Annotated in this window: 11 protein-coding genes; 9 read left to right on the top strand and 2 right to left on the bottom strand. The window is 63.5% G+C overall.

The features are described 5' to 3' along the window. The first annotated feature begins 66 nt into the window (after positions 1–66). Positions 67–2,064 (top strand): CocE/NonD family hydrolase, encoded by a 1,998-nt coding sequence (locus tag CO676_RS07565; protein ID WP_097520128.1) that lies wholly within the window; start codon positions 67–69, stop codon positions 2,062–2,064. Between the two features lie 48 nt (positions 2,065–2,112). Here the strand turns inward: CO676_RS07565 and CO676_RS07560 are convergent, their stop codons facing one another. After that, positions 2,113–2,517 carry an ACT domain-containing protein gene (locus CO676_RS07560; RefSeq protein ID WP_097520349.1) on the bottom strand — a complete coding sequence of 135 codons (405 nt, stop codon included), beginning with the start codon at positions 2,515–2,517 and terminating at the stop codon, positions 2,113–2,115. 7 nt (positions 2,518–2,524) lie between these two features. After that, positions 2,525–3,448, bottom strand: coding sequence for an alpha/beta hydrolase (locus tag CO676_RS07555; RefSeq protein ID WP_097520127.1), 924 nt, complete (start codon positions 3,446–3,448; stop codon positions 2,525–2,527). A 123-nt stretch (positions 3,449–3,571) separates the two neighbouring features. Here CO676_RS07555 and CO676_RS07550 point away from each other — a divergent pair, with 123 nt between their 5' ends. The 8 genes from CO676_RS07550 to CO676_RS07515 all read left to right on the top strand — a co-directional run bounded on the left by CO676_RS07550 (position 3,572) and on the right by CO676_RS07515 (position 12,490). Then, positions 3,572–4,480: a LysR family transcriptional regulator gene (locus CO676_RS07550; protein WP_097520126.1), complete on the top strand. Its 909-nt coding sequence runs from the start codon at positions 3,572–3,574 to the stop codon at positions 4,478–4,480. Between the two features lie 141 nt (positions 4,481–4,621). After that, a complete protein-coding gene (locus CO676_RS07545) occupies positions 4,622–5,782 on the top strand; it encodes an ABC transporter substrate-binding protein (protein WP_014765224.1) in 1,161 nt (386 codons plus the stop codon). A 251-nt stretch (positions 5,783–6,033) separates the two neighbouring features. Then, positions 6,034–7,032, top strand: a complete 999-nt coding sequence (locus tag CO676_RS07540; protein WP_097520125.1) for an ABC transporter ATP-binding protein — start codon at positions 6,034–6,036, stop codon at positions 7,030–7,032. After that, a complete protein-coding gene (locus CO676_RS07535) occupies positions 7,029–7,979 on the top strand; it encodes an ABC transporter permease (protein WP_097520124.1) in 951 nt (316 codons plus the stop codon). The genes CO676_RS07540 and CO676_RS07535 overlap by 4 nt, the downstream gene beginning before the upstream one ends. Then, a complete protein-coding gene (locus tag CO676_RS07530; RefSeq protein ID WP_014765228.1) occupies positions 7,969–8,784 on the top strand; it encodes an ABC transporter permease in 816 nt (271 codons plus the stop codon). The genes CO676_RS07535 and CO676_RS07530 overlap by 11 nt, the downstream gene beginning before the upstream one ends. 25 nt (positions 8,785–8,809) lie before the next feature. Then, the gene (locus tag CO676_RS07525) at positions 8,810–10,237 is read left to right on the top strand and encodes a gamma-aminobutyraldehyde dehydrogenase (RefSeq protein ID WP_097520123.1); all 1,428 of its coding nucleotides are present in this window, start codon (positions 8,810–8,812) and stop codon (positions 10,235–10,237) included. A gap of 458 nt (positions 10,238–10,695) precedes the next feature. Then, entirely contained in the window at positions 10,696–11,355 is a 660-nt protein-coding gene (gene fhuF, locus CO676_RS07520; RefSeq protein ID WP_245424283.1) for a siderophore-iron reductase FhuF, read from the top strand. A gap of 1 nt (position 11,356) precedes the next feature. Beyond that, a complete protein-coding gene (locus CO676_RS07515; RefSeq protein ID WP_097520121.1) occupies positions 11,357–12,490 on the top strand; it encodes an ABC transporter substrate-binding protein in 1,134 nt (377 codons plus the stop codon). Positions 12,491–12,682: the final 192 nt, after the last annotated feature.

The following is a 12,682-nucleotide window of genomic DNA, read 5'->3' as shown; positions in this document are numbered from 1 at the left end:
CGCCCCGCCCTGCATTCACAATCCGCGGCAGATCGCTCACGTGCAGAAAATCGGGAGAAAATAACCGTGTCCGATCGCAACTTCACCGTAATGGAAAACGAGTGGATCACGCTCCGGGACGGAACGCGGCTGGCGGCGCGCATCTGGATGCCGGAGGGCACCGAGCAGAACCCCGTGCCAGCAGTGCTCGAATATCTGCCCTATCGCAAGCGCGACGGAACCTGCGCCCGCGACGAATCCACCTATCCGGTCTTCGCAGCGGCCGGCATTGCCGGCGTCCGCGTTGATATCCGCGGCTCCGGCGAATCCGAAGGCGTGATCGACGGCGAGTATACGCCGCGCGAACTCTCCGACGGCTGCGAGATCATCGAATGGATCGCCGCTCAGCCCTGGTCGAACGGCAAGGTTGGGATGATGGGCATTTCCTGGGGCGGCTTCAACTGCCTGCAGGTGGCCGCTCTGAAGCCGACGGCTCTCAAAGCCGTTATCTCCATCGCCTCGACCGTCGACCGCTATAATGACGACATCCACTACAAGAACGGCTGCCATCTCTCGGCCCAGCTTTCCTGGGCGGCGACCATGCTTGCCTATCAGTCGCGTTCGCCCGACCCGGAACTCGTCGGCGAACGCTGGAAAGAAATGTGGCTGGAGCGGCTGGAGAATGAACCATTCTTCCTGGAGGAATGGCTCGCGCATCAGCGTCGCGACGATTTCTGGCGCCACGGCTCGATCTCGGAGGATTTCGAGGGCTTCCCGATTCCCGCGCTCGTCATCGCCGGCTGGGCCGACGGCTACCGCAACACGCCGATCAAGGCGATCGAAGGACTCGGCGGCAAGGCCAAGGCACTGATCGGCCCCTGGGTTCACAAATATCCGCATTTCGCCTGGCCGAAGCCGCGGGCGGATTTCCACAACGAGGCGATCCGCTGGTGGAACCGGTGGCTGCGCGACGAGAGGAACGATGCCGAAAAGCTGCCGCAGATGCGCGCCTATATCCTCGACGGCCCGAAGCCGACGCTGAGGCGCAACGAAGATCCCGGCCGCTGGATCGCCAAGGACGTCTGGAGCGCACCTGAAACGCGGACTTTCGCGGTTTCCAGCGACGGCAGTCTGGTGACCGGCGGCTCGGCCAAAAATGGGATCGGCGACATCTATGTCCGCTCACCGCTCGATACCGGCGCCGCCGCCGGCGAATATTTCACGCTCAAACCGGATGCCGAGATGGCCGGCGACCAGCGCATCGACGATGCGGGGTCCCTCACCTTCGACAGCCACCGCCTGCTCGAGGCGGAGGACTATCTCGGGCAGCCGGTCCTCACCGTGGATGTCTCCTGCGGCGCCGACACCGCCAATCTTGTCGCGCGTCTCGTCGATATCCATCCGGACGGCACGGCAACGCGCGTTGCCTTCGGCGTCCTCAACCTCGCCCACCGCAACGGCAATGCGAAGCCGCAGCCGATGCAGAAGAACCACAAGACGCGCATCACGCTGGTGTTCGACGCCTGCGGCTATCGCTTCCGCGCCGGTCATCGCATCCGCCTGTCGCTCTCGACGTCCTACTGGCCGATGATCCTGCCGCCGCCGACCGATCCCGGCCTGACGATCGATACCGGAAGCCTCTCGCTGTCGCTGCCGCTTCTCGGCGACCACCGCCAGATCGTCGTGCCGCAGCCGGCCAACCCCAATCCGCTGCCCACCTATATCGAGCACTCGCCGGCGCAAACGCGCCGCAGCGTCGAGCGGGACATGACCAAGGGTGTGACGCATTACCAGATCTACGAGGACACCGGGCTCGTCGAACATCCCGAAACGGGCAACGCTACGCAGGATATCCGTGACGAAACCTGGTCGATTGCACCGGGCGACCCGCATTCGATGATAGGCATCTCCAAATGGACCTGCATTGCCAAGCGCGGCGAACAGTTTCTCAAGACCGTTTCGACCTCGCGGCTTGGCTGCACGGAAACGGAATGGATCACCTCGGCCAAGGTCGAGGCTTTCGAAGGTGAGGAGAAGGTTTTCGAGAAGACCTTTGAGAAACAGATCATGCGGGATTTCATGTAAGTTGAGCGATCAGACGGATCGCCCCGCCATCTGATGCAAGCCTCCGGCTCAGCTATTGCCACGGCTCAGGGCATGCAACGCCGCGAGCGAGCGATCCGCATCCGCCGTCGGCACGAAGATGTGGTCGTGATAATATGCAGCCACGACATTGGCACTGACACCGGCCCGAGTGAGCGCGGCCGAAACAGCGGCCGTCAGCCCCACCGCCTCGAGGGCTGAATGAACGCTCAGCGTAATCAGCCGCAGGACCGGGCCATAGGAAAGCCCGGCCGCATCCGCCTTTGACCGTTCGAGGATCAGCGTCATCCCCTCTGCTTCGCGGAAAGTGCCGATCGGCTCAAGGGCAAGCCACAACGCGGCATCGCCCACGACGGTGCAGTAGACATATTCGCGTTCGGCCAGGATCGGGCTCATCTCATTGAGCAGGCGCTGAAGGTCGGTCTCCCCGCTCATGATCGCCTCACGCTGTTCCGACCAGCCGCGCCACGCCATGCACGAGATGGTCAAACCCTTCGCGCGCGCCCGGACTCATGTGCCGCGCCCGGAGCCAGGCATGGATCATCTGCGGCTCTTCGCGATAGGTGACGTCCACGCCTGCTTGGGCAAGGCGCGCCGCATAGCCCCGTGCGTCGTCCCGCAAGGGATCGAAATACGCCCCGGTAATGAATGCCGGCGGCAGCCCGGCCAGATCGTCCGCCTTCAGCGGATGGGCGAAAACGTTGTCGACCGGCGCCTTCCGCACCTCGCGATAATAGGCGACGTCTTTGGTCGAAAGCCCCGGCGCCTCAGCCATCTCGACATAGGAACTGCCGGCGAGATCACCGAGAAGACCGGGGTAGATCAGCACCTGGCCGACGATGCCCGGACGCCCGTCCACCGTCGCCCTGAGCGCGATCCCCGCAGCGAGATTGCCGCCGGCGCTGTCGCCGGCGACGACCACCGGGCGGCGATCGGCAAGCATGGTTTTCAGCACCTCGTGGCAATCTTCGAAAGCCGCCGGCCAGATATGTTCCGGCGCCAGCCGGTAGTCGACCGAGACCAGTTCCGCCCGCGCGCCATGGGCGAGTTCTGCGCAGATCGCGTCATGGCTTTCGAGCGAGCCGACGACGAAACCGCCGCCATGAATGTAGAGGATGCGGGTTTCTGTCGCGACGTCCGCCGGCCGATAGTGTCTGACCGGGATGCGTTCTCCGACGCGCTCGTCCCGCCGCGTCAGCCCGGCCGGAGACGGTGCGCCGAATTCGGCGCAAAGTGCATCGTACCATTTGCGCTGCTGCGCGATCGAGGCGTTGACGGCATCCGCCGGATAGAAAGCCTCGCAGCGTTCATGAAAGGCCAGAATTCCAGGCTCTGTCGGCGTTGGCCGCGCTGGTTTCGAATCCATCCTTTTCTCCCTCGAAGGCACCTTAACACCGGCGTCATTCTTCGGGCGACAAAATGCGGCAAGCCAAGGCGCAGCCGCGTCGCATCGCTTGCCATCGGGTCCCTACCCGGTGTTAATTCGCTCATGGCATTCACACTCCGGCAGCTGCAATATTTCGTCGCCGTCGCCGAGCAGGGCTCGGTCACCCGTGCGGCGCAGAACCTGTCGATCTCGCAGTCCTCGATCACCGAAGCGGTCAAGGAGTTGGAGACCGATCTTGGCGTCGAGCTTTTCGACCGCCACCCGCGCGGCCTTTCCATCACTCATAACGGTCACCAGTTCCTCAGGCATGCGACGAAGATCCTCGCCGATGTTTCGGATGCGCGGCGCAGTTTCTCCGACAGCCGCGAGGAACGCGGCGGCAAGCTCAATCTCGGCGTCACCTCGCTCGTTGCCGGCTACGTGCTCTCCGATCTGCTCGCCCGCTATCGACGCGCCTGCCCGGGTGTCGAGGTGAGCGCCCTCGAGGACAACGGCTCCTATCTCGAGCATCTGCTGATCGGCGGCGAGCTCGACGTCGCCGTCATGGTGATCTCCAACCTGCGCGACCGAATGGCGCTGCAGGCGGAAATCCTCGAGACCTCGCCCTACCGGCTCTGGCTGCCGATCGGCCACCCGCTCGTCAGCGCCGACATCATCTCGGTCGAAGATATCGCCAAGGAACCGCTGATCATGCTGACGGTCGATGAGATCGAGGAAAACACCGGCAAGCTGCTCTCGGCGCTCGGCGCCCGCCCCCATGTGGCCTTCCGCACCCGCTCGGTCGAGGCGGTCAGAAGCCTGGTCGCGACCGGCGCCGGCATCGCCCTCCTGCCCGACCTCATCTATCGGCCCTGGTCGCTCGAAGGCGACCGGATCGAGAGCCGCGATGTTTCCGGCGCTTTGCCGGTCGTTCAGGTGGGCATGGTGTGGCGCAAAGGCTCGAGCCTGCCGCAGTCGGCGCGCGATTTCGTCGGCATCGCCGAGGCTTTGCGCAGCGCCCGTCCCCGCTGAGTCCAACTCCTACTCCGCGTCCCGTATCGGAAAATCCGATATCGCCATTCTGATTAATGAATTTGCGAATGCGGAGAAATAGAGGCACGCTTCATCTCAGGGAACAAGCCCGCAAAGGCGGCACAAACTGGGGAGACTTCAATGAAGCAGATCCTGAATTCTTGTACGGCGCTTACCCTTTCGCTCAGCCTCGTCGCCCCCGCCCTTGCCCAGGAACCGCTGAAGGAGCTCGGCCAGGGTGAAGGCGAACTCTCGATCGTTGCCTGGCCCGGCTACATCGAGCGCGGCGAGACCGACAAGAACTACGACTGGGTCACCGAATTCGAGAAGAAGTCCGGCTGCAAGGTCAGCGTCAAGACAGCCGCCACCTCCGACGAAATGGTCGCACTGATGAACGAAGGCGGCTTCGACCTGGTCACCGCATCGGGCGACGCCTCGCTTCGTCTGGTTGCCGGCAAGCGCGTCCAGCCGATCAACACCGACCTCATCCCAAGCTGGAAGACGATCGACGAGCGCATGCAGAACGCGCCCTGGCACACGGCCAACGGCGTCCACTACGGCACGCCCTATGTCTGGGGGCCGAACGTGCTGATGTACAACACCGAGGCGTTTAAAGGACAACCGCCGAAGAGCTGGAACGTCGTTTTCGAGGAAATGACGCTGCCGGACGGCAAGTCCAACAAGGGCCGCATCCAGGCCTATGACGGTCCGATCCATGTCGCCGACGCGGCCAACTACCTGATGGCCCACAAGCCGGACCTCGGCATCAAGGATCCCTATGAGCTCAACGAGGATCAGTACAAGGCCGCCCTCGACCTGCTTCGCGTTCAGCGCACGCTGGTCGGCCGCTATTGGCATGACGCGATGATCCAGATCGACGACTTCAAGAACGAAGGCGTCGTCGCCTCCGGCTCCTGGCCCTTCCAGGTCAACCTGATGCAGGCCGAGAAACTGCCGATCTCGTCGATCATTCCGGAAGAAGGGGTGACGGGCTGGGCGGATACGACCATGCTGCATGCCGAGAGCGAGCATCCGAACTGCGCCTATATTTGGATGGAGCACACGCTCTCGCCGAAGGTGCAGGGCGACGTCTCCGCCTGGTTCGGCGCCAATCCTTCGGTGGGCGCCGCCTGCAAAGGCAACGAACTCCTGACAGACGAGGGCTGCGCGACCAACGGCTATAACGACTTCGACAAGGTCAAGTTTTGGAAGACGCCGGTGGCGAAATGCGCCAGCCAGGGCGAATGCGTGCCCTATCACCGCTGGGTCTCCGACTATATCGGCGTGATCGGCGGTCGGTAAGCCGCCCTTTCCCCCTCGTCGGGAAGGTTGCCCGCAGGGCCGGCAGGGGTTTTTCAAGGCCCCTCCCCAAACCTCCCCACTAGGGGAAGGAGTGGATCCCGTATGCCGCGCCAACCGCGGGTTCGCCTCCGCCAAAGCTCGGAACCCCGAGAGAAGCTTGACCGAGGCACCGGCCGCGAGTCCTCTTCTCCCCGCTTGCGGGGAGAAGGTCGCGGCAGCGGGATGAGGCGCAAAATTATCTGGAGTCCGTTATGAATACCGCCGTCCTCTTCGACAATGTCTCCCGCCATTTCGGTGCGGTGCGCGCCGTGGATCGCGTCACCCTGCAGGTCGCCGAGGGCGAGTTCTTCGCGATGCTCGGCCCCTCCGGCTCCGGTAAGACCACCTGTCTGAGGCTGATGGCCGGGTTCGAGCAGCCGACGACCGGGCACATCGAGATCTTCGGCGAGACGGCAGAGGGCGTGCCGCCCTATCGCCGCAGCGTCAACACCGTCTTCCAGGACTATGCGCTCTTCCCGCATCTCTCCATTCTCGACAACGTCGCCTACGGGCTGATGGTCAAGGGAGTTGGCCGCGAGGGAAGACGGAAGGCCGCGGAAGATGCGCTCGCCATGGTCAAGCTGCCTGGCTACGGCGCGCGCCGGCCCGGCCAGCTTTCCGGCGGCCAGCGCCAGCGGGTGGCACTCGCCCGCGCCCTCGTCAACAAGCCCAAGGTGCTGCTCCTCGACGAACCGCTCGGCGCGCTCGATCTGAAGCTGCGCGAGCAAATGCAGGAGGAGTTGAAGAGCCTGCAGAAATCGCTCGGCATCACCTTCATCTTCGTCACCCACGACCAGGGCGAGGCGCTGTCGATGGCCGACCGGATCGCCGTCTTCAACGAAGGGCGTATCCAGCAGCTCGGCAGGCCGGAAGACGTCTACAATCAGCCGAAGACCCGTTTCGTCGCCGATTTTGTCGGTTCGTCCAATGTACTCTCGGCCAAGCTCTGCCAGAGCCTCGGGCTGAATGCGTCCTTCGCGAGCCTCAGGCCAGAGGCGGTGGTGATCGCGCCGGCGGCGAACGGGGCGCTCAGCCTCTCCGGCACCGTCGCCGGCCGCAGCTTCCTCGGCGCGACCAACCGCATTGTCGTCGATGTCGACGGCAATCGCATTGCCGTTGCCAGCCCCGCCGCGCAAGCCGTGCCCGCAGTCGGCAGCCCGGTTACCTTGAGCTTCGCCGCCCGCGACCTTCACCCGATGGAGGACGCATGACCGTCGTTGTCGAAAGCCTTGTCCTCCCGGAGCGCCGCAGCACAGCCGGGCGTCTTTCGGATTTCTTCTGGCGGCATCCGCACGTGCTTCTGACAGTCCTGCTCGGACCGCCCTTGCTGTGGCTCGGCATCGTCTATCTCGGCTCGCTCTTTGCGCTGCTCCTCCAGAGCTTCTTCTCGATCGACGAGTTTTCCGGTCTCATCAATTACGAGTTCACGCTTGCGACCTACCGGCAGCTCCTGAGCGAAGCCAATCTCGATATCATCCTTCGCACCGTCTCGATGGCGGCGCTCGTGACGCTGATCTCGGCGTTCATCGCCTTCCCGATCGCCTATTACGCTGCCCGCTACGCGCGCGGGAAATGGAAGGCGCTCTTCTATCTCGCGGTCATGCTGCCGCTCTGGTCGAGCTATCTCGTCAAGGTCTATGCCTGGAAGCTGATCCTTGCCAAGGAAGGCATCCTCACCTGGTTCTTCGAGAAGCTGAACCTTCTCTGGCTGCTCGATGCCTGGCTGGCGCTTCCAATCGTCGGCGGCAATTCGCTGTCGGTCAGCTATACCGGCACCTTCATCGTCTTCGTGTATGTCTGGATGCCGTTCATGATCCTGCCGATCCAGGCGGCGCTGGAGCGCGTGCCGGCCAACCTCATCGAGGCCTCGTCCGACCTCGGCGGCACGCCGGCGCAGACCTTCCGCCACGTAGTCTTCCCGCTGGCGCTCCCCGGCATCGTCGCCGGCTCGATCTTCACCTTCTCGCTGACGCTCGGCGACTACATCATCCCACAGATCATCGGCTCCTCGCGGCTCTTCATCGGCCAGGCTGTCTACGCGCAGCAGGGCACCGCCGGCAACATTCCACTCGCCGCCGCCTTCACGGTCGTGCCGATCGTCATCATGGGAGCCTATCTCTGGATGGCCAGACGCATGGGGGCCTTCGATGCGCTCTGAGAAATCGAACCGCGCGCCCCTTGGCCTGAAAATCGCCGCGGCAGCCGGCCTCGCCTTCATGCACCTGCCGATCCTGCTGATCTTTCTCTATGCGTTCACGACAGAGGAAAAGACCTATCAATTCCCGCCGCCCGGACTGACGACGCAATGGTTCGCCGTCGCCTGGAGCCGACCGGATGTGTGGGCGGCACTGACCCTCTCGGTCAAAGTCGCCGCCATCGCTACCGCGGCCGCGCTCGTCCTCGGCACGCTCTGCGCCGCCGCCGTCAGCCAGACACGCTTCTTCGGACGTGAGACGGTGTCGCTGCTCGTCATCCTGCCGATCGCGCTACCCGGCATCATCACCGGCATCGCGCTGCGCTCGGCGTTCTCGATGGCCGATATCCCGTTTTCGTTCTGGACGATCGTGCTCGGCCACGCGACCTTCTGCATCGTCGTCGTCTACAACAATGCGGTTGCCCGCTTCCGGCGGATCTCCGGCTCGCTGATCGAGGCGTCGATGGATCTCGGCGCCGACGGCTTCCAGACCTTCCGTTACGTGATCCTGCCGAATATCGGCACGGCGCTGCTCGCCGGCGGCATGCTCGCCTTCGCGCTTTCCTTCGACGAGGTGATCGTCACGACCTTTACCGCCGGGCAGCAGTCGACCCTGCCGATATGGATGCTCGAGGAGCTGATCCGCCCGCGCCAACGGCCGGTCACCAACGTCGTCGCGATGATCGTGGTCATCGTCACCTTCCTGCCGATCCTCGGCGCCTACTACCTCACCCGCGACGGCGACCAGATCGCCGGCGCCGGCAAATGACATCGAACATGAAGGGAGAACAGACATGGACACCCAACTCCTGATCGGATCGCGCTTCGAGGCGGGAACCGAGGCCGAAGAGCACATCCTGAACCCGCGTACCGGCGCCAGGATCATCGATCTCGCCGAAGCCTCCCATGCACAGATCGACGCCGCCGTCGACGCGGCAGAGCGCGGTTTCGTCACCTGGTCTGAGACGACGCCCGCCGAACGCTCGAGCCATCTCCTGAAGATCGCCGATGCGATCGAGAAAAACGCCGACGACTTCGCCGCGCTGGAAGCCTTGAACTGCGGCAAGCCGATCAATGCGGTGAAGAACGACGAACTCCCGGCGATCATCGATTGCTGGCGTTTCTTCGCCGGGGCAGTCCGCAACCTGCATGGGCCGGCGGCGGGCGAGTATCTGCCGGGCCACACCTCGATGATCCGCCGCGACCCGATCGGCATCGTCGGCTCGATCGCGCCGTGGAACTATCCGTTGATGATGATGGCCTGGAAGCTGGCACCAGCGATCGCCGGCGGCAACACGGTGGTCTTCAAGCCATCGGAGCAGACGCCTCTCACGGCCCTGAAGCTCGCGCGGCTTTTGGCCGACATTCTCCCAGAAGGAGTCGTCAACGTCATCGCCGGCCGCGGCGAAACGGTCGGCAATGCGCTGATCAACCATCCCAAGGTCTCGATGGTGTCGATCACCGGCGATATCGCCACCGGCAAGAAGGTGCTTACCGCCGCCGCCAAGACGGTCAAGCGCACCCACCTCGAACTCGGCGGCAAGGCGCCGGTCATCGTCTATGACGACGCCGATCTGGAAGCGGTCGTCAACGGCATCCGCACGTTCGGCTATTACAATGCCGGCCAGGATTGCACCGCCGCCTGCCGCATCTATGCGGAGGCCGGTATCTACGACAAGCTCGTCGCCGAGCTGACATCTGCCGTTTCGACCATCCGCTACAACCTTGCCGACGATACCGAGAACGAGATCGGACCGCTGATCTCCAGGCGCCAGCGCGATCGCGTCGCGAGCTTCGTCGAACGCGCCGCAGACCAGAAGCATATCGAGATCACCACCGGCGGCCGCACGGGCAGCGCCGAGGGCTTCTTCTTCCAGCCGACGGTCGTTGCCGGGGCGACGCAGGAGGACGAGATCGTCCGCCGCGAGGTTTTTGGGCCGGTCGTTTCGATCACCCGCTTCACCGGCCAGGACGACGTGATCGGCTGGGCGAACGACAGCGACTACGGCCTGGCTTCCTCCGTCTGGACCAAGGACATCAGCAGGGCCATGAAGGCGGCCTCCCGCCTGCAATATGGCTGCACCTGGATCAACACCCATTTCATGCTGACCAACGAAATGCCGCACGGCGGGGTCAAACAATCCGGCTACGGCAAGGACATGTCGGTCTATGCGCTGGAGGATTACACCGCGGTCCGCCACATCATGATCAATCACGGCTGAGGCAGCGTTTTTGCTTGCCCCGTTTCCGGTGCCGGCAGCCTGGCAATCGATCGCCCGCCCGCCGGCCATTCCCCGGCGGCGGGCACTTTTCATTCACATGAGCCAATTGGAGATACCAGCAGTAGCGCTGTTGCCACGCGCGCAGCGTGTTGTTGCACATTTCCCACAAGCGCCTGAACATGAGCGCCATGATCATAAAATCTTGTTGCGCATGCAATAATCATGAGTGAACAGCTCATCTTAAGGCTCATCGTTCAGAAAGCTGCAATCGCAATGCCCAGCCAAACGTCCGCCCCTGCTTCGACCGGCGCGACGCTATTCGCCGCAGGATCATCGGCTCACAGCGCTTCAACGGGTGACGCGTGGCGACCGGAAGCCCCATCGGCGTGACGGACGCCGCAGGACTGAGAGGCTTGTCGGCGGCGTTTGCCGGTCCGCATGCCTGGTGCAACGAAAAGATGCTGTTGTCGTCCGACCTTGTCGACGGCATGCCGCTGGCCGAGTTCTTCGCCTCCGGCGCCTTCGACCGGGCGCTTTCGACCTATGCGGCAACATTCGGCGATAGCGATCGCCGGGCGGTCGCCTCCATGTGGTCGCTCTTCTATTTGTCGAGCCTTACCATTCCCTATGTCGTCGCCTGGGCGCTGGAACGCCAGGTATTGCCCGTTGCTTTCGACGAGATGACGGTGGCGCTTTCGGCCGACGGCTTGCCTCGTGCCCTCGGAGTCCCGGCGCCCGGCGAATGGAGCGACGGGGATGGGCAGGAGATTTTCTCCGCACTTCGCCCCCTGATGGACGAACACCTCGCCAAGGTCATTGGCCATCTCAAGGCGGTAGGCGGCATTGCGCCGAAACTCGCCTGGAACAACGCCGCCGTCTATATCGACTACGCGCTCAGGACAGCCGGAACGGAGCCCCTGAACGATGAGGCCGATGCAATGACCAGTTTGCGTCTGATGCCGAACGGGACGCCCAACCCCTTCTTCGACTGCCTGCGCCACGAGGAAGAGGACGGCGCGCGCGTCTGCCGGCGCAAGATCTGCTGCCTGCGATACCTCCTTCCCGGCATCCCGAGCTGCGGCAGCCTCTGCGCACTTCCGAGCCAAAGGAACCAATAGCGTGTCCCTCGTTCGTCAGACCTCCTCGGCCGTCGTTGGAGCCGCCGTATTGCTGTCGATCACTCTGTTGGCGTTTGCAGCCCGGGCGGAAACGCAGTGGCCGATGACGATCACCGACTCGGCAGGACGCCAGGTCACGATCGCGTCGCGTCCCCAGGCGGTTCTGCTTGGCACCGGTTTCAATCTCGTCGCGCTGTCGCTCGTCCTTCCGGATCCGGTGAGCGTGCTTGCCGGCTGGTCCGGCGACATGAAGGGCGACAATCCGGAGATTTACGAAAGCTTCCGACGCAAATTCCCGAGACTTGCCGAGGTGCCGTTGATCGACGACGGCAGCGGACCGGGCCTTTCCTTCGAGACGATTCTGACGCTCAAGGCCGATCTCGCGCTCCTCGCCAATTGGCAAGCGGATACGGAGGCCGGCCAGCGCGCTATCGACTATCTCTCGGGGATCGGCGTCCCGGTGGTCGTCGTGAACTTCAACGACGACGTCCTGAAGCGCACGCCCGACACCATGCGCCTGCTCGGCAAGATATTCGAGCGCGAGGAGAAGGCGGAGGAATTCGCTCGCTTCTATGAGGAACGCCTTGCCCGTATCCGCGACCGGGTTGCCAAGCATCCAGGTCCCGGGCCAACTGTGCTGATGGAGGCCTTCCCCGGTGCGGAACGCTGCTGTTGGGCCTTTGGCATCGGCGGTCTCGGTGAATTCATCAGCCTGACCGGCAGCCGCAACATCGCTGAAGGCAAGCTGCCCCGGCCGGGCGGCATGATGAACGCGGAAGCCGTCATGGCCGCGGACCCCGATGTCTATATCGCCACCTCGTCGCCGGGCGGCAAGTATAGCGGGGTTTCCATCGGCGCCGGCGTCAGTGCCGAAGAGGCCGAGCAGACATTGGCCAAGGCAGTCTACGCGCCCGTAATGGCGAGCATCGCAGCGGTGCGCAACGGTCGCGTCCACGGTCTTTGGAACTTCTTCAACGCCATCCCGTTGAACATCGTCGCGGCGGAAGCCTTCGCCGCCTGGCTGCGGCCGGACCTCTTTCCCGATGTCGATCCGGCCAGGACCCTGGCCGAAATCAACGAACGCTTCGCAGCCGTTCCCTTCGAGGGCGCCTATTGGATCAGCCTGAGGAAATGAACTTCGCCGAAGGCGAGTGAGAGCCCTGTCGCATTGATTTCCGCATACTGCGGCGGCAATTGCCAGCTTTGCGCGAACCCATATAGGATTCCGCCACTGCATGAACTCAGATCGGTATCGATTTAGGGGAAAAATCATGCAGTAATTCAAAGCGCTACAGCGACCTTGCGCGTCCTGTCGGAGGCGCGGCGC

Source organism: Sinorhizobium sp. BJ1 (assembly GCF_002531555.1).
Classification (GTDB): Bacteria; Pseudomonadota; Alphaproteobacteria; order Rhizobiales; family Rhizobiaceae; genus Sinorhizobium; species Sinorhizobium fredii_B.
This window is presented reverse-complemented; position numbering and strand designations above follow the sequence as displayed.

Excerpts from the sequence above, each read along its gene's own strand:
- CO676_RS07530 (WP_014765228.1), top strand. The coding sequence starts at position 7,969 with ATGCGCTCTGAGAAATCGAACCGCGCGCCCCTTGGCCTGAAAATCGCC.
- CO676_RS07540 (WP_097520125.1), top strand. The coding sequence starts at position 6,034 with ATGAATACCGCCGTCCTCTTCGACAATGTCTCCCGCCATTTCGGTGCG.
- fhuF (WP_245424283.1), top strand. The coding sequence starts at position 10,696 with ATGCTGTTGTCGTCCGACCTTGTCGACGGCATGCCGCTGGCCGAGTTC.
- CO676_RS07525 (WP_097520123.1), top strand. The coding sequence starts at position 8,810 with ATGGACACCCAACTCCTGATCGGATCGCGCTTCGAGGCGGGAACCGAG.
- CO676_RS07560 (WP_097520349.1), bottom strand. The coding sequence starts at position 2,517 with ATGAGCGGGGAGACCGACCTTCAGCGCCTGCTCAATGAGATGAGCCCG.
- CO676_RS07555 (WP_097520127.1), bottom strand. The coding sequence starts at position 3,448 with ATGGATTCGAAACCAGCGCGGCCAACGCCGACAGAGCCTGGAATTCTG.
- CO676_RS07535 (WP_097520124.1), top strand. The coding sequence starts at position 7,029 with ATGACCGTCGTTGTCGAAAGCCTTGTCCTCCCGGAGCGCCGCAGCACA.
- CO676_RS07545 (WP_014765224.1), top strand. The coding sequence starts at position 4,622 with ATGAAGCAGATCCTGAATTCTTGTACGGCGCTTACCCTTTCGCTCAGC.
- CO676_RS07550 (WP_097520126.1), top strand. The coding sequence starts at position 3,572 with ATGGCATTCACACTCCGGCAGCTGCAATATTTCGTCGCCGTCGCCGAG.